We start from the raw sequence: 17041 nt of genomic DNA on the forward strand, positions 1-17041 counted from the left end.
GTAAAAACCAGACCACCCACAGGGGCGGACGATCCAGTCAATTCAACCAATCAATAAAAAATTGGTATCAACAAACTTGGCACACTATTGAGTTCTCAAACAACAGACACATTCGAATATTCCCGAAACAATTCATTCAATGAATTTTCTATTTCGTATTTCTTCGCTGCGATGTTTCAATGTTATTTCATTCATTTTCACTTTGCAAATCCGTTGTTTTCCCGGAATTCACTCTGTGGAGATGAATCCGCCCAGCATAAACGAAGCATTTCTTCGCTCCGGCGCTTTCGCACACGGTGAAGCTGCTTCAGTTTTTGTTGGGGGTTGGTCGCTATTTTTCCGCTTCAGCGGCGGCGACTAGAAAGACATTACACGCTCCCCCGCAGCCTTGCAAATCGGCTGCGGAGGAGCGTGCAATGGTAAGGACCGGGCTACGGAACCAGCACTTCCACGGTGGCCAGATTCTTCTTTCCGCGGCGCAGGAGCAGGTACTGCCCGTGCAGCAGTTCGGACTCCGAAATCACCGCTTCCGGATCGGATACCTTCTCGTTGTTGACGTAAGCGCCACCCTCGCCAACAGTGCGACGGGCAGCGGACTTGCTTTCCGAGAGCCCCGAGGCAACCAGGAGGTTGACGATTCCCAGTGCGTCCACCTGCACCGTGGCCGAAGGAAGCTCCGAGGTAGCCGCCTGGAGCGTCGGCTTGTCCAGCGCGGACAGGTCGCCGTTCCCAAAGAGCGCCGCGGAAGCTGCAATGACCTTCTCTGTGGCATCCACCCCGTGGACAAGTGACGTCACTTCGAAAGCAAGCTTCCGCTGGCCCTCCCGGGCAAACGGGCGCTCGGCCACTGCCTTGGCAACGTCTTCGATCTCGGCGCGGGTCAGGAACGTGAACACCTTCAACCGGTCCACGACGTCGGCATCGGCGGTGTTGAGCCAGAACTGGTAGAAGGCGTACGGGCTGCACATGCCGGCGTCGAGCCAAATGGCGTTTCCCTCGCTCTTACCGAACTTGGTGCCGTCCGAGTTGGTGATCAGCGGAGTACCCAGCGCATGGACACTCTTGCCTTCCACCTTCCGGATCAGCTCGGTACCGCTGGTGAGGTTGCCCCACTGGTCGGAGCCGCCGGTCTGGAGCATGCAGCCGTAGTCACGGTACAGCTGGAGGTAGTCCATGCCCTGGAGGATCTGGTAGCTGAACTCGGTGTAGCTGATGCCCTCGTCCGAGTTCAGCCGGGACGCCACCGCGTCCTTGCGCAGCATGGTGCCCACACGGAAGTGCTTGCCCACCTCACGCAGGAAGTCGATGGCGCTCAGCGGGGCAGTCCAGTCCAGGTTGTTGACCATCTGCGCAGCATTGTCGCCGTCGAAGCTAAGGAACCGGCGTACCTGCGCCTGGAGGTAGCCCACCCATTCAGCAACGGTGTCCTTGGTGTTCAGGGTGCGCTCGGCCGTGGGGCGGGGGTCCCCGATCATGCCCGTGGAACCGCCTACCAGTCCGAGGGGCTTGTGGCCGGCCAGCTGCAGCCGCCGCATGACGAGCAGCTGGACCAGGTTGCCCAGGTGGAGGCTCGGCGCGGTGGGATCGAAGCCGCAATAGTACGTGACCGGTCCGCCGGCGAGGAGCTTTTCCAGCTCTGCTTCGTCAGTGGAGACGTGGACCAGGCCACGCCACTTCAGTTCCTGCCAGACGTTGGCAAAAGTGGGGTCGTTGTGTTGCGATTCGAGGCTGTTGAGTTCTGGCACGCCTTCTAAGTTAGCAGGATTACCCAGTCCAGGCGCCGAGTGGGCGGCACCGGCGCCTGGACCGGATCAGACTGCTTGAGCCGGAAAGATCAGCGCTTGATCCCTGCAGGCACGGGCTCTGAAGCAATCAGCCGAAGCCGCTGCGTTGCGCGCGTCATGGCGACGTAGAGGTCCCCCACCTTGCCGTGCTCATGGTTCAGCATCATGCCGGGCTCCAGCACCACCACACCGTCGAACTCCAGGCCCTTGGCCTCGCGGGGGCTGATCACCACAATGTCCTGCTCATAACCGCCGGCGCCGGTGCCGATCCGGCGGCCGTACTCGGCGCGCAGGGCGGCCATGGCCTCCGGCAGGAGGTGACCATCCGCGATGACAGCCAGCAGGCCGCCGTCGAGCGCTTCCAGTTCCTCCGGCAGGACTTCCACCAGACGGCGGACCACCTGGCCGGGGTCCACTTCGTCGATAACGGGAGACCAGCGTCCTTCCCGGACGGCCTTGGGTGCGGAGACGACGAGTCCCGCAGCGTTGGCCATCCGCACAGCTGCCTCGGCAATCTGGGACGGTGTGCGGTAGTTGACCGTCAGCTCCTCCAGCTGCCAGCGGTCGCCAAACATCGGGGCCAGTGCGCCCTGCCAGGAGTTGGCGCCTGCCACTGAGCTCGTCTGGGCAATGTCTCCAACAATCGTGAAGGACTTCAGGGGGCAACGGCGGACCAGCAGGCGCCACTGCATGGGCGAAAGCTCCTGCGCCTCGTCCACCACGATGTGGCCAAAGGCCCACGTGCGGTCGCTCGTGGCGCGCTCGGCGGCGGTCAGCCGTGCTTCCTGTTCCTGGTTCTGCTCGGCCAGCTCCTCGGCGGACATCAGCGGATCCACGCCTGCAGCCTCCATGTTGACCAGGGTCTGCTTCGCGTTGGCAAGGTCGCGGGCACGGTCGTGCTCCTGCTGCGCCAGTCCACGCCCGGCAGCCGGATCCAGCTCGCCCAGCAACTCGGCAGCCTCGTCCAGCAGGGGAACATCGGATTCAGTCCAGGGGGCATCAGCCGGGCGCTGGAGCAGGGCGCGCTCAGCCCGAGTCAGATGCGGAGTGCAGAATTCAAGCACGGCCGGCTTGCTGAACAGCTCCGAGATCAGCTTTTCGGGCGTCATCGGCATCCAGCACAGGTTGAGGGCAATCCGGACATCACGCGCCGTGCGGACATCCTCGGCCAGGTAGGAGCGGTCCGCGTTGTTGCCGATGTTGCCGGCTTCCACGAGCTCGGTCATCTGTTCGGTCAGTTCGCGCAGCAGGATCTTGACGAACGTCACCCGGGCTTCGTTGTGCGGCTTCCCGGTGGAACGGGCGCGTTCGCGGGCACGGCGCACCTGGCGCGGGGTCAGCACCAGCTTGCGGCCGTCCACTTCCAGGATCCGGTCTTCGGCAGGGATCCGCTGGCGGTTGGCGACGGCGTTGGCCACCACGGTGGCCATGTCGAGCCGGCCCTTGATGGCGGCAACGCCCGCATCAGGTTCGGGCACCGCATTGATGCCGGGCATCAGGCGGCCCACGCTGGCCATCACGACGCCGGTCTCGCCCAGGGAGGGCAGCACCCTTTCGATGTACTTCATGAAGGACGACGACGGGCCCACCAACAGCACGCCCGCGGACTTGAGGCGGTCCCGGTGGGTGTACAGCAGGTAGGCGGCGCGGTGCAGTGCCACGGCGGTCTTGCCGGTACCCGGCCCGCCCTGCACCACCACGGCGCCGGAGATGGAGGACCTGATGATGCGGTCCTGTTCCGACTGGATGGTGCTGACGATGTCCGACATCCGGCCGGTGCGCTTGGAGTTCAGGGCGGCGAGCAGGGCGCCCTCACCCTGCAGTGATTCGTCGTCTGCCAGCATGTCCGCGTCCAGCACATCGTCTTCGATGGCTTTGACCTCGCGGCCCTGCAGGATCAGGTGGCGTCGGCGGCGGACGCCCTGCCGGTCGAAGGCCGTGGCCTGGTAGAAGTGCCCGGCTTCGGGCGCGCGCCAGTCAACCATGAGCCGCTGCAGGTCCTCGGTGGTGAGTCCGATACGGCCGATGTACTGCGCTTCCCCGGAGTCCAGGTCCAGCCGGCCGAAGACCAGGCGGTCATCAACAGCATCCAGCTGCGCCAGGCGGTCCTCGTACAGAGCGGCGAAAGCGTCACGCTCAGAAACGTTCTGCATGGTGCCCACGGCCCCTGACCGCCGGACCTGCGCGAGCTGCTTGCGCTTTTCCTCGCGCAACTCCTCCAGCCGGGCATACAGGCCGGCAACATAGTCCCGTTCGTGGGCCAAATCGGCGTCGAGCATTTAACGTTCCCCTATCGCAAAAGACAGACCTACCATTCTACAACCATTTCCGTTAACGCTGGCGAAACTACCGCGTTCTTGGTTTGGCCGCCTTGTACTTCGACACCGTGGGATCCCCCGTGATCCAAAACCGCCAGGCGTACTTCCCGGATCCGCCGACGCCGGAAACCCCCACCCTGGGGCCTGAACTGACCTCCCGAACCGGCTGCTCCGCGAGCCTCAGCCCAAAAGGCGGCTCCAAGGCGTCACGGCCACTGTAGGCGGTTGTCAGGCCGAGGGCTTTGGCGAGCCGGGCGGGGCCGCTGGCAAGATCGGCAGGGTTTTTCGAGGTAGGCCGGCGGTGCTGTGCCAGCTCGAGGCCCTCCACGATCTCTCCGGCGCGCAGCAGCAGGGCGGAGGCAACGCCCGCCGGGCCGCACACAATGTTCGTGCAGTGATGCATGCCGTAGGTGAAGTAGACGTACAGGTGTCCGGCGGGGCCGAACATGGGAGCGTTCCGGGGCGTAGGGCCGCGGTACGTATGTGATCCGGGATCAGGGTGCAGGGAATCCTCCGGCCCGAGGTAGGCCTCCACTTCGGTGAGCCGCACGGAGACCCTGCCGTCCCGTGAATCATGGGTCAGGACAGCCCCCAGCAGCATCGGTGCCAGTTCGCGGGCATCTCCCGACAGGAATTCCCGCAGCGGTTCCCGGGCCGGAGAGGGACTTCTGCTCATGGCCAGACTCTATCCAAAGACTGCGACGGAGCCGGGCCGCAACGCTACAAAATGGGCGCACGGCCATGTCCGATTTCCGCTAGCTCCGCTCCTGTGCTGCTGGCAGGATGGAGTAATGGACTTTTGGCAGCGCTACCGGGCGATAGACGCCCGGGACACCCGGTTTGACGGGCAGTTCTACACTGCCGTCCGCACCACAGGCATCTATTGCCGCCCGTCATGCCCGGCCAGGACTCCCAAGGCTGCGAACGTCACGTTTTATGAGACCTCAGCTGCAGCCCACGACGCCGGCTACCGGGCCTGCAAGCGCTGCCTCCCCGAGGCGGTTCCGGGAACGCCTGCCTGGAACGTGCGGCAGGACATCGCGGGGCGTGCCATGCGCCTGATCAACGACGGCGTAGTGAACCGGGACGGCGTCGATGGCCTGGCCGCCCGACTGGGCTATTCCTCACGGCAGCTGAACCGAATCCTCAGCCAGGAGCTGGGCGCCGGTCCCCTCTCACTCGCGCGTGCCGGCCGGGCACAGACAGCGCGCACGCTGCTGGTTTCCACGTCGATGAAGCTCGCGGACGTCGCTTTCGCGGCCGGCTTCAGCAGCGTCCGCCAGTTCAACGAAACCATGGTGGAAGTCTTTGACATGACTCCCACCGCCCTCCGCTCCGCCAGGCATGCCAAGGCAGCCGCCGGAGGGTCTACCGCACTGACCCTCAGCCTCCCCTACCGCGACCCCTTCGACCCCGGCGTCTTCACTTTCCTGGCGGTGCGGGCCATCCCCGGGATCGAGACAGGAACGGCGACCTCCTACGCGCGCACGCTAAGGCTGCCGCACGGTGATGCGCGCTTCACCATTGAGTACGATGCCGGCGCACCGGGAAGGCCACTGACTCTCTCCATCGGCGCGGTGGACCTTCGGGACCTGCCGGCCCTGCTGAGCCGCGTCCGGCGGCTGTTCGACCTGGATGCGGACCCGGTGGCGATCGACGGCGCCCTGGCCGGGGACAGCAGGCTGGCGGCTGCAGCGGCCCGCACTCCGGGAATCAGGATGCCGGGGGCGCTTGACCCTGCCGAGATGCTGATCAGGGCCATGATCGGCCAGCAGATCACCGTGGCTGCGGCGCGGACCGCCCTCACCCAGTTGGCCGCCGTAGGAAGTTCAAGCCGAAGCCCCGGTGAGGGCCTCGACCGGATGTTTCCCACCCCGGCGGAAATTGCTGCCGACGGCTGCGCCCTCCTGCGCGGCCCCCGGAAACGCATCGATGCCCTCGGCGCGGCAGCTTCTGCCCTGGCAGAAGGTACGCTCGACTTCGGCTATGGCGACGACGTGGCAAGCCTCAGTGCAAAGTTGCTCCCGCTGGCCGGCGTCGGACCCTGGACCGTGGGCTACCTCGCCATGCGTATCCTGGGCGCCCCGGACGTGTTCCTTGCCAATGACGCGGCGGTGCGGAACGGAATCAAGGCCTTGGACGGCCCGAAAAATCCAGGCCCGGCCGGCTCGGGGAAGTCCTGGACCGCGAACCTGGACTTCCGCGAAGTCAGCCCCTGGCGCTCTTACGCCACCATGCACCTGTGGCGGGCAGCAGCGCAGTTCCCGGCGGGTACACGTCCTGGCACAACAAAGGACATTGCCGCAGCAGGCAGCAGAACAGCAGAGAAAGCGAACCGATGAAGGCCCAGTTGCTTCACATGTCCACCCCCGACGGCCCGTTCACCATCCTCGCCCGGGACGGCGTGGTCCTCTCCAGCGGCTGGACCGAAAAACCCGGTGATTTGACCGGGCAGATCCATCCGACCCTGCGGCCCGCCACCTTGGAACTCGTCAGCGAACTTGGAGAGATTTCGGCGGCGGTCGAAGCGTTCTACGCCGGAAATCCGGCCCCGGCGATGCAGGTTCCCGTGAGGCAAATGTCCGGGCCGTTCCGGGTCCACGCGTGGGACGTGCTGCGGCTGGTCCGGGCGGGGTCCCCCGTGACATATACCGAGTACGCCGGGCTGGCCGGTAATCCAAAGGCCGTACGGGCGGCCGCCAGCGCCTGTGCCTTCAATGCGGCAGCCCTGTTCGTCCCCTGCCACCGTGTCATCCGGACCGACGGTTCGCTGGGTGGATTCCGCTGGGGACTGCCCGTCAAACAGAGCCTGCTGGCGCGCGAAGCCGCCTGATCCAGGTTGGGGAACGCTAGTCCTGTTGAGGTGTTGGCGTTCCCGCAGGCCACGGCAGCAGGGCGGGCAGGTCCACGCCGTCGGCTGCCGCGGATGCCCTCAGGCTGCCCAGTGTGGGTTCGCGCCCCGCCAACCAGGCCGCGATATCCGTGGCCATCCCGCTGATTACGGTGGATCTGTTGCCGCTGCCGATGCTCAGCGGCGGGTAGCCCAGGGGCTGCAGTACCAGTCTGTCGTCGGGCTGGACGCGGGCTGAGAGAAAATCGAACAGGTGCTCACAGAACTCCCGGCTCCAGGTTTCCGGTCCCCTGCCCGTCAACAGGTCCGAGTTATGGATAACGAGTTCCCGCCACAGCGCCAGGCCGCCGTCCAGGACAACTCCCCCGCGGTAGGTGATGGGTGCGTACCAGCCGGTGCGGTTGGCAGACGAATCCTTGATGCCGGGCAGCGCATCGAACGTCTTGATCGCCCGTTGCAGGGCAGCCTTCAGATCCGCCAGGTGTGTGGCGGCGTCGTGGCCGGCAGCCATGTCGATCGCCCTGTTCCGGCCATCCGTGCCGCCGTCGTACAGCTCGATGCTCTCGTCCCGGGCGGCGTACTCGAGCTGCCGGGCCATGGCGTTGGAGATCCCGGTCAGATGGGCCAGGACATGACCCCGCGTCCAGCCGGGCAGGGCGGACGGAGCCCGCAGGTCCTCTTCGCCGAGCTTGGCAGCATCGGAGGCAACGTCGTCGGCGGCTTTATGGAGCCCGGCGAGCAGGACTTCTGGTGCGGGAGCAGTCATGGCGCTCATCCTAGCCGGGAAGGACGCCGTCGGGGCCGAACTTGTGGCGGATGTGGGAGCGGTCGTGGCTCGCCTGCCAGAACTCGATCTCTGCTGGCTGGATGGCGTAAAGCTGCCAGTCGGGGTTGCGGCTGCCGTCAGCCCGCGGGCGCTCCGCCCAATCCCGGGCCGATGCCTCGACGGACAGCTCGACGACGGGGCCGGCCACCCGGACCTGCCGGCCCAGCGACGGCCAGTAGAAGTTGAGGGCGGCGTGCAGGTTGGCGCTCAGCTCCCTGCCTTTGCGCGAGGAGCGGGCTGTGGCAAAGTGCCAGCCGTCGTCGTCAATGTTTTTCAGGATCAGCATCCTCGACGACGGCTGGCCGCTGCCGTCTACCGTGGCAAGGCTGCAGGCATGCGGCTGGCGCTCCCCGGCTGCCAGAGCCTCGTCCAGCCAGTGGCGGAAGAGTTCGGTGGGATCTGTAGGCGCGGTGGCCGGGTCGAAGCCGGGCAGGTTGTCCGGGAAGTCGGGCAGGGTGCGAAGGAACTTCTGGAAGGTTTCGCTCATTGCCTCAGCTTAAACGCCGCGAGATGGCACTTCACGGCAGTGTTTTCAAAAACATTGCCGCGAAGTGTCATCCTCGCTTGTTGGTTGGTTAGGCTGCGTACTCCCGCACGCCCGCCAGCTCGGCTTCCAGTGCAACCAGCTGGCGTTCGACGGCAGCCGGTGCGGTTCCGCCCTGGGAGTTGCGGCTGTTGAGCGACCCCTCCGTGGACAGGACCGTGCGGACCTCCGGCGTGAGGTGCCCGGAAATGGCGGCGTATTCCTCGTCAGTCAGGTCCCACAGCTCCACGCCGCGGGATTCCGCCTGCTTGACGGCCGCACCGGAGAGTTCGTGCGCCTCGCGGAATGGAACACCCTGCCGGACCAGCCATTCGGCGATGTCAGTAGCCAGCGCGAAGCCCTGCGGTGCCAGCGACTCCATCCGTTCTGTGTTGAACGTCAGGGTGGCGATCATGCCGGAGACTGCCGGGAGCAGGAGCTCCAGGGTGTCGGCGGCGTCGAACACCGGTTCCTTGTCCTCCTGCAGGTCGCGGTTGTAAGCCAGCGGCAGGCCCTTCAGCGTGGCCAGCAGCCCGGTCAGGTTGCCGATCAGGCGCCCTGCCTTGCCGCGGGCCAGCTCCGCCACGTCCGGGTTCTTCTTCTGCGGCATGATGGACGAGCCCGTGGAGTAGGAGTCGTGCAGCGTGACGAAGGAGAACTCCTTGGTGGCCCAGAGGATGACTTCCTCCGACACCCGGGAGAGGTCCACACCGATCATGGAACACACCCAGGCGAACTCGGCGAAGACGTCGCGGGAAGCGGTGCCGTCGATCGAGTTGTGCGACGCGGAGAAGAAGCCCAGGTCTTCGGCAACGGCTTCCGGGTCCAGGCCCAGGGAGGAGCCGGCGAGGGCACCCGAACCATAAGGCGAGACGCCTGCCCGCTTGTCCCAGTCCTGCAGCCGCTGCACATCGCGCAGCAGCGCCCAGGCATGGGCCAGGAGGTGGTGGCTGAGCAGTACCGGCTGCGCGTGCTGCAGGTGGGTGCGGCCCGGCATGGCCACTCCATGGTGGGCCTTGGCCTGTTCCACCAGCGCATCCACTGTGGCGAGCACGCCGCGGGCGATGATCCGGGCGTGGTCGCGCAGGAACATCCGCCCCAGCGTGGCCACCTGGTCGTTGCGGGACCGGCCCGCGCGGAGCTTGCCGCCCAGCTGTGTTCCGGCGCGCTCAATCAGGCCGCGCTCAAGCGAGCCGTGCACGTCCTCGTCGGATTCGGCCGGCACGTAGGCGCCGGAAGCAACGTCCTCGTCCAGCTGGCTGAGGGCATCAAGCATGCCCTTCAGCTCGGAGTCGTCCAGCAGCCCCGCCTTGTGCAGCACGCGGGCATGCGCCTTGGAACCGGCGATGTCGTAGCGGGCCAGCCGCCAGTCGAAGTGCGTGGACTTGCTCAGCGCCGCCAGGGCATCAGCGGGGCCGCCGGCGAACCGGCCGCCCCACAGTGCACCTTCGTTAGTAGCGCTTGTCACTGACCAGCGACCCGGATGTCGCGGCCGGAGGCTACCTTCGCGGACATGCCCCACAGTTCGATGAAGCCCTTGGCCTGCGACTGGTCGAACGTGTCGCCGGTGTCGTAGGTGGCCAGCGAGAAGTCGTAGAGCGAGGTGTCGGAGCGGCGGCCGTTCACGATGGCCTGGCCGCCGTGAAGGGTCATCCGGATGTCGCCCGAGACGTACTTCTGGGTGTCCTCGATGAAGGCGTCCAGGGAGCGCTTCAGCGGGGAGAACCACTGGCCGTCGTACACCAGCTCGGCCCAGCGCTGGCCAACGGTGGCCTTGAAGCGGGCCTGCTCGCGCTCGACGGTGATGTCCTCGAGGTGCTTGTGGGCAGTGATCAGGGCCATGGCGCCGGGGGCTTCGTAGACTTCGCGGGACTTGATGCCCACCAGGCGGTCCTCGACGACGTCGATCCGGCCCACGCCCTGCGCGCCGGCACGGCGGTTGAGTTCCTTGATGGCCTGCAGCGGGGTGACCTTCACGCCGTCGATCGCTACCGGAACGCCGGCCTCGAAGCTGATGGTGACCTCGTCCGGTGCCGGCGGGAACTCCGGGGTGGCGGTGTAGTCGTAGATGTCCTTGGTGGGGGCGTTCCAGATGTCCTCAAGGTAGCCGGTTTCCACCGCGCGGCCCCAGACGTTCTGGTCGATGGAGTACGGGTTCTTTTTGGTGGTCTCGATCGGCAGGCCCTTTTCCTCGGCGAAGGCGATGGCCTTGTCGCGTGTCAGGGCGAGGTCGCGGACGGGGGCGATGCACTTCAGGTCCGGACCGAGGGTCTGGATGCCTACCTCGAAGCGCACCTGGTCGTTGCCCTTGCCGGTGCAGCCGTGCGCAACCGTGGTGGCGCCGAATTCGCGGGCGGCCTTGACCAGGTGCTTGACGATGACGGGCCGGGAGATGGCGGACACCAGCGGGTAGTGGCCCTGGTAGAGGCCGTTGGCCTTCAAGGTGGGCATGCAGTACTCGTCGGCGAACTCGTCCGAGGCGTCGGCCACGTAGGCTTCGACGGCGCCGCAGCCCAGGGCACGCTGGCGGATGGTTTCCAGGGATTCGCCGCCCTGTCCGACGTCAACCGCGACGGCGATGACCTCGGCGCCGGTGGCTTCACCGATCCAGCCGATGGCTACTGAGGTGTCCAGGCCGCCGGAGTAGGCGAGCACAATGCGTTCAGTCACTTGAAATGCTCCTTGTGATTGGGGTTGTAGATATTGTCATCAAGCTTATTGCCCGGCTTCTTCAGCCAGTTGCAGGAACCTGGCCGCGAGGTCCTGGCCGCCCTGCGGGTCCCGGGAGACCAACAGCACGGTGTCGTCGCCGGCGATGGTCCCCAGGATGGACGGCATCACCGAATGGTCGATCGCCAGCGCAAGGAAGTTGGCCGCGCCCGGGGGCGTGCGGAGCACTGCGATGTTGGCCGATGCCTCCGCGGTGACCAGCAGCTCGCTGCACAGCCGCGCCAGCCGGGCGTCCAGAATCTCCTGGCTCACCCCGCTCTTCGCGGCCCGCTCGCCGCCCTCGCCGGGGACGGCGTACACCAGCACGCCCTCCTTGCCGCGGACCCGGACCGCGCCGAGTTCCACGAGGTCCCGGGACAGCGTCGCCTGGGTGACCTGCACGCCGTCGTCCGCCAGCAAAGCTGCCAGCTCCGCCTGGGAACGCACCGATTCACCCGTCAGGATGGCGGTGATACGCGCCTGGCGGGCCGTTTTGGTGGCCGGGCTGGAGCCCGGCGACGCCGGTTGGGCGGACACTAGAACGTGCTCTCCCCAGTGCCCTCGACCGGAGAAAGGCCATCGACGAATGCCAGGCCGGACTGGTGCATCAGCCAGGCCATCAGGGCCTTCTGGGCGTGCAGCCGGTTTTCGGCCTCGTCCCAGACGATGGACTGCGGCCCGTCGATCACGCCCGCCGAAATTTCGTAGCCGCGGTAGGCGGGAAGGCAGTGAAGCACGACGGCGTCATCCGCTGCGTGTGCCATGGCCGCCTCGTCCACGGAATACTCGCGGAACAGCTGCAGCCGGGCTTCCTTTTCGGCTTCCTGGCCCATGGACACCCACGTGTCTGTTGCGACGACGTCGGCACCCTTCAGTGCCGCCGCGGCGTCGGTGGTGACCAGCACCGAGCCGCCGGTCTCTGCGGCGCGCTCCTCAGCCGCGGCCACAATGTCCCCGGCGGGAAGGTAGCCCTCAGGCCCGGCGATACGGACGTGCATGCCCGCCGTCACGCCTGCCAGCAGGTAGGAATTGGCCATGTTGTTGGCAGCGTCCCCGAGGTAGGCCATGGTGAGGCCCTTGAGCTCGCCCTTGTGCTCCTTCACCGCCAGCAGGTCGGCCAGCAACTGGCATGGGTGGTATTCGTCGCACAGCGCGTTGATGACCGGCACCCTGGAGTTTTCGGCCATGGCCACCAGGCCTGCATGCGGACCCGTGCGCCACACGATGGTGGACACCATGCGCTCCAGGACCTTGGCGGTGTCCTCCACGGATTCCTTATGGCCGATCTGGGCCTCACCCGGGTTGATGATGAGGGCGTTGCCGCCCATATCGGCGATGCCCGTGGCGAACGAGACCCGGGTCCGGGTGGAGGTCTTGTCGAAAATGACTGCCACGGTCTTGCGGCCGTTGCCATCCGCGGCAAAGGGCTGGACGCTGTACGGCGCAGCCTTCATGCGGACGGCAAGGTCCAGGACCTCCGCCTGTTCGGCAGGACTGAGGTCTGTGTCCTTGAGGAAGTGCCGGGTAGAACCGGTTACAAAAGTCACTGGGCGTCCTTTGCTGTTTGGAGGATGGCCGGGAAGGCGGAGAGGAAGGTGTCCGCCTGGGCGGTGGTGAGCACCAGCGGCGGCGCCAGGCGGATGGTGCGGGGCCCGGGGCTGTTGACGATGAAGCCTGCTTCGAGACCCGCCTGCACTACGGCCGGGGCAATGTCCGCGTCCAGGTCGAAGCCGATGAGCAAACCTTCGCCCCGGACTTCCGTGACGCCCGGAATGGCCGCCAGCGCGGACCGCAGGTGCTCCCCCACCTTTGCCACGTTCGCCAGGACATCCTGGCTTTCGATGGCGTGCAGGGTGGCGAGGGCAGCCGCCGTCGCCACCGGGTTGCCGCCAAACGTGGTGCCATGCTGGCCAGCGGTCAGCAACGACGACGTCCCGCCGCCGAACGTGACCAGCGCACCGATCGGGAAGCCGCCGCCCAGGCCCTTCGCCAGGGTGACAGCGTCCGGCACGATGCCTGCGTCCTCGCTGGCCAGCCACTTGCCGGTTCGTCCGATGCCCGTCTGCACCTCGTCGAGGATCAGCAGCGCGCCCGCCTTGGTGGTCAGCTCCCGTGCAGCCCGAAGGTAGCCGGAAGGCAGGGGCCGTACGCCCGCTTCGCCCTGGATCGGCTCCAGGAAGACCGCTGCCACCGTTTCGTCGAGGGCGGCTTCCAGGGCGTTAATGTCGCCGAAGGGAATGTGGACCACACCCCCGGGCAGTGGCTCGAACGGCGCACGGTACGCCTCCTTGGCAGTCAAGGCCAAGGCGCCCATGGTCCGTCCGTGGAAGGCGCCTTCGAGGGCGACGATTTTGGTCCGCGGCGTGCCGGCAGAATCTGTGTTGCGGCGGGCCAGCTTGAAGGCAGCCTCGTTGGCTTCGGTTCCGGAATTGGTGAAGAACACCTTGGAACCGGACGGCGCGTTGGTGAGGCTTAGAAGCTTTTCGGCCAGCGCGATCTGGGTGGGGCTGGTGAAGAAGTTGGAGACATGGCCGAGCGTGGCCAACTGGCTGGAGATGACTGACGTGACGAACGGGTTGGCGTGGCCCAGGGCGTTGACCGCGATGCCGCCCAGCAGGTCGAGGTACTCCTTGCCGTCGGCATCCCAGACCAGGCAGCCGGCACCGCGCACCAGGACCCGCTGAGGGGTGCCGAACACGCCCATCAAAGACGTGGAGTAGCGGGCCAACCACTCGGACCCGGCGTGGCCGGCGGTCTCCACGAGCTCTGTCAGTGACGACTTTTCCGTGGTGTTCATCCGTTGATCTCCTCATCCGGGACCACTTGCGTGCCGATGCCCGCCGTCGTGAATGTTTCCAGCAGCATGGAGTGCGCCAGGCGCCCGTCCACGATGTGCGCGCGTTCCACCCCGCCGTCGATCGCCTTGAGGCAGGCTTCCATCTTGGGGATCATGCCGGATTCCAGGGAGGGCAGGAGCTCGCGCAGGTCTGATGCCTTCAGGGAGGAGATCAGCGAGGACTTGTCCGGCCAGTTGGCGTAGAGGCCTTCGACGTCGGTGAGGATCACCAGCTTGGACGCTCCGAGGGCTTCGGCAACGGCTGCTGCTGCGGTGTCCGCGTTGACGTTGAGCACCTGCCCGGTGGTCTGGACGCGGCCGTCGGCAGGAAGCGCGTCGCCCTCAATTTCCGGTGCAACGGTGGAGATCACGGGGATGCGGCCGGCGGCGAGGATGTCCAGGATTCCTTCCGGGTTCACTCCCACCACTTCACCCACAAGGCCCAGGTCCACCTCTTCGCCGTCCACGACCGTGCCGGTGCGGACGGCCCGCAGCAGCCCGCCGTCTTCGCCGGACATGCCAACAGCGTAGGGGCCGTGGGAGTTGATGAGCCCCACGAGTTCGCGTCCCACCTGGCCGGTCAGAACCATACGCACCACGTCCATGGCCTCAGGTGTGGTGACCCGCAGGCCGCCCTTGAACTCGGACTCGATGCCCAGCCGGGCCAGCATGGCGTTGATCTGCGGGCCGCCGCCGTGCACCACCACGGGATGGATTCCCACGTGATGCAGGAAAACAATGTCCTCGGCGAAGGCACGGCGCAGTTCGTCATTGACCATGGCATTGCCGCCGTACTTGATCACCATGGTGGTACCGGCAAAGCGCTGGATCCAGGGCAGCGCCTCGATCAGCGTGCCGGCCTTGCTTTGGGCATCAAGCATGGTGGTGTTCTCGCGGGTGCGGGTGTTCATAAGGCAGTATCTCCAGGGTTGCCGGGCTGCGGGGCCGGTTCAGCTTGAGTAGGCGCTGTTCTCGTGCACGTAGTCATGGGTGAGGTCATTCGTCCAGATGGTGGCCTCGGTGTCGCCGGCTTTCAGGTCGATTTCCACCAGCACCTCGCGCGGTTCCAGGTCCACCAGGCTGCGGTCATCGCCGATGCTGCCGTTCCGGCAGATCTGGATTCCATTGATGGCCACGTTGAGCTGGTCCGGTTCGAACGCCGCGTCGGTGGTGCCGACGGCGGAGAGCACCCGGCCCCAGTTGGGGTCCTTGCCGAAGATGGCGGCTTTGAAGAGGTTGGACCGTGCCACGGAGCGGCTGACCGTTTCGGCGTCCGCTTCACTGGCGGCGTTGAAGGTCCGGATGGCGATGTCGTGGCTGGCCCCTTCGGCGTCAGCAATCAGCTTCCGGGCCAGCTCGGCGCACACCTGGGTGAGGCCGGCGCCGAAGGATTCGGCGGACGGCACGGCACCGGAGGCCCCGGAGGCCAGCAGGACCACCGTGTCATTGGTGGACATGCAGCCGTCGGAGTCCGCCCGGTCAAAGGTGACGCGGGTGGAATCGCGGAGGACGACGTCGAGCAATTCCGGTTCCACGACGGCATCTGTGGTGAGGACCACCAGCATGGTGGCGAGGCCCGGTGCCAGCATGCCGGCGCCCTTGGCGATGCCGCCGATGGTGAATTCCTGGCCGTCCGCATCGGTGCCGATAAACAACGCAGCCTTGGGAACCGAGTCGGTGGTCATGATGGCGGTGCCGGCGGCAGGTCCGCCATCAGTGCTGAGGGCAGCGGCGGCGGCCTCCACGCCCGGGAGGATCTTGTCCATGGGCAGCTGCTCGCCGATCAGGCCCGTGGAGCAGACAAAAACATCGGTGGCCGAGATGCCGAGTGCTTCGGCCACTTTTTCGGCGGTGCTGTGGGTGTTTTGAAAGCCGGTGGGTCCGGTGCAGGCATTCGCTCCGCCGGAATTGAGGACCACGGCGTCCACCCGGCCGTCCGAAATCACCTGTCGGGACCAATGGACAGGGGCGGCAGCCACCCGGTTGCTGGTAAATACGGCGGCTGCAGATTTCGTGGGCCCATCGTTGACCACCAGGGCAAGGTCCGGGTTGCCGGAGGCCTTGAGTCCCGCGGTGACGCCGGCGGCCCGGAATCCTTGGGGTGCGGTAATTGTCACGGGGCTACTCCCTGCAGGTCAAGGCCGGCAGTTTCCGCCAGGCCGAGTGCGATGTTCATGGACTGGACGGCGCCGCCGGCGGTCCCCTTGGTGAGGTTGTCGATGGCGCAGGTGACAATCACCCGGCCGGTGTGCGCGTCAAAGGCCAGCTGCATGACGGCGTGGTTTGATCCCTGGACGGATTTTGTGGCCGGCCACTGGCCCTCTGGCAGTACGTGCACAAACGGCTCGTCGTCGTAGGCGTCGGTCCACGCCTGGCGCAGCTGTTCCGCAGTGGTTCCCGGCTTGACCTTCGCCGTCGCGGTGGTGAGAATCCCGCGGCTCATGGGTGCAAGGGTGGGCGTGAAGGAAACTGTCACCTGCTCCCCTGCCGCATTGGACAGGCCCTGCTCGATCTCGGGGGTGTGCCGGTGGCCGCCGCCAACGCCGTAAGGGCTCATCGAGCCCATCACCTCGGCGCCGATCAGGTTGACTTTCGCTGCCTTGCCCGCGCCGGAGGTGCCGGAGGCGGAAACGATGACGACGTCGTCGGGCTGGAGGAGGTGTGCGGCGAACCCTGGCGTCAGTGCCAGCAGGGCCGACGTCGGATAGCAGCCAGGCACGGCGATCCGGCTTGCGCCTTTAAGGGCTTCACGCTGGCCGGGCAGTTCGGGCAGGCCATAAGGCCACATGCCGGCGTGGGCTGAGCCGTAGAACTTCTCCCATGCTGCCGGGTCCTGCAGGCGGTGGTCGGCGCCGGCGTCGATCACCACTGTGCCCTCCGGAAGCTGGGCAGCGATGTCGGCAGAGGCCCCGTGCGGCAGCGCGAGGAAGACGACGTCGTGGCCCGAGAGGTTCTCCACGGTGGTGTCCTCAAGGATGCGGCTGGCAAGGCCGTGAAGGTGGGGCTGCAGCTCACCCAAGCGGGAACCTGCGTTGCTGTGCGCCGTGATGGCTCCGATTGTCACGTCCGGGTGGCCCGCAAGGAGGCGCAGTACCTCCCCGCCGGCGTAGCCGCTGGCACCTGAGACTGCAACAGAAATAGTCATGGTACCCACCTTACAGTAAAACTATTCACTACAACCGATATTTATGCAC

15 protein-coding genes are annotated in these 17041 nt (G+C 66.2%); 2 read left to right on the forward strand and 13 right to left on the reverse strand.

Annotation, left to right across the window (positions count from 1 at the left end; translation table 11 throughout):
- Positions 1-431: 431 nt before the first annotated feature.
- From tyrS to AC50X7_RS17170, 3 genes are all read right to left on the reverse strand, one after another.
- Entirely contained in the window at positions 432-1745 is a 1314-nt protein-coding gene (tyrS, locus tag AC50X7_RS17160; RefSeq protein WP_494980113.1) for a tyrosine--tRNA ligase, read from the reverse strand.
- An 89-nt stretch (positions 1746-1834) separates the two neighbouring features.
- Positions 1835-4063, reverse strand: coding sequence for a HelD family protein (locus tag AC50X7_RS17165; RefSeq protein WP_494980114.1), 2229 nt, complete (start codon positions 4061-4063; stop codon positions 1835-1837).
- Between the two features lie 67 nt (positions 4064-4130).
- Positions 4131-4778: a DNA-3-methyladenine glycosylase gene (locus AC50X7_RS17170; protein WP_494980115.1), complete on the reverse strand. Its 648-nt coding sequence runs from the start codon at positions 4776-4778 to the stop codon at positions 4131-4133.
- A gap of 115 nt (positions 4779-4893) precedes the next feature.
- Between AC50X7_RS17170 and AC50X7_RS17175 the strand changes: the two genes are divergently transcribed.
- On the forward strand, positions 4894-6444 hold the full coding sequence (locus AC50X7_RS17175; RefSeq protein ID WP_494980116.1) for a DNA-3-methyladenine glycosylase 2 family protein: 1551 nt from the start codon (positions 4894-4896) through the stop codon (positions 6442-6444).
- Positions 6441-6935, forward strand: a complete 495-nt coding sequence (locus AC50X7_RS17180) for a methylated-DNA--[protein]-cysteine S-methyltransferase (protein ID WP_494980117.1) — start codon at positions 6441-6443, stop codon at positions 6933-6935. The genes AC50X7_RS17175 and AC50X7_RS17180 overlap by 4 nt, the downstream gene beginning before the upstream one ends.
- A gap of 16 nt (positions 6936-6951) precedes the next feature.
- Here AC50X7_RS17180 and AC50X7_RS17185 read toward each other — a convergent pair whose 3' ends face one another.
- The 10 genes from AC50X7_RS17185 to argC form a co-directional block, all read right to left on the reverse strand.
- Positions 6952-7719, reverse strand: a complete 768-nt coding sequence (locus AC50X7_RS17185) for a maleylpyruvate isomerase family mycothiol-dependent enzyme (RefSeq protein ID WP_494980118.1) — start codon at positions 7717-7719, stop codon at positions 6952-6954.
- A 10-nt stretch (positions 7720-7729) separates the two neighbouring features.
- Positions 7730-8266: a pyridoxine/pyridoxamine 5'-phosphate oxidase gene (locus AC50X7_RS17190; protein ID WP_494980119.1), complete on the reverse strand. Its 537-nt coding sequence runs from the start codon at positions 8264-8266 to the stop codon at positions 7730-7732.
- A gap of 88 nt (positions 8267-8354) precedes the next feature.
- Entirely contained in the window at positions 8355-9770 is a 1416-nt protein-coding gene (argH, locus tag AC50X7_RS17195) for an argininosuccinate lyase (RefSeq protein ID WP_494980120.1), read from the reverse strand.
- Positions 9767-10972 carry an argininosuccinate synthase gene (locus AC50X7_RS17200; RefSeq protein WP_494980121.1) on the reverse strand — a complete coding sequence of 402 codons (1206 nt, stop codon included), beginning with the start codon at positions 10970-10972 and terminating at the stop codon, positions 9767-9769. The genes argH and AC50X7_RS17200 overlap by 4 nt, the downstream gene beginning before the upstream one ends.
- A gap of 45 nt (positions 10973-11017) precedes the next feature.
- Positions 11018-11548: an arginine repressor gene (locus tag AC50X7_RS17205; RefSeq protein ID WP_102976225.1), complete on the reverse strand. Its 531-nt coding sequence runs from the start codon at positions 11546-11548 to the stop codon at positions 11018-11020.
- A complete protein-coding gene (gene argF / locus AC50X7_RS17210) occupies positions 11548-12558 on the reverse strand; it encodes an ornithine carbamoyltransferase (protein WP_494980122.1) in 1011 nt (336 codons plus the stop codon). The genes AC50X7_RS17205 and argF overlap by 1 nt, the downstream gene beginning before the upstream one ends.
- Positions 12555-13808, reverse strand: coding sequence for an acetylornithine transaminase (locus tag AC50X7_RS17215; protein ID WP_494980123.1), 1254 nt, complete (start codon positions 13806-13808; stop codon positions 12555-12557). The genes argF and AC50X7_RS17215 overlap by 4 nt, the downstream gene beginning before the upstream one ends.
- The gene (gene argB / locus AC50X7_RS17220) at positions 13805-14758 is read right to left on the reverse strand and encodes an acetylglutamate kinase (RefSeq protein WP_307095556.1); all 954 of its coding nucleotides are present in this window, start codon (positions 14756-14758) and stop codon (positions 13805-13807) included. The genes AC50X7_RS17215 and argB overlap by 4 nt, the downstream gene beginning before the upstream one ends.
- Positions 14759-14797: 39 nt before the next feature.
- Complete coding sequence (argJ, locus tag AC50X7_RS17225) at positions 14798-15964, reverse strand: bifunctional glutamate N-acetyltransferase/amino-acid acetyltransferase ArgJ (RefSeq protein ID WP_494980124.1); 1167 nt, start codon at positions 15962-15964, stop codon at positions 14798-14800.
- The gene (argC, locus tag AC50X7_RS17230) at positions 15961-16992 is read right to left on the reverse strand and encodes an N-acetyl-gamma-glutamyl-phosphate reductase (protein ID WP_494980125.1); all 1032 of its coding nucleotides are present in this window, start codon (positions 16990-16992) and stop codon (positions 15961-15963) included. The genes argJ and argC overlap by 4 nt, the downstream gene beginning before the upstream one ends.
- Positions 16993-17041: the final 49 nt, after the last annotated feature.

This window comes from Pseudarthrobacter sp. Hb11, from assembly GCF_059383655.1.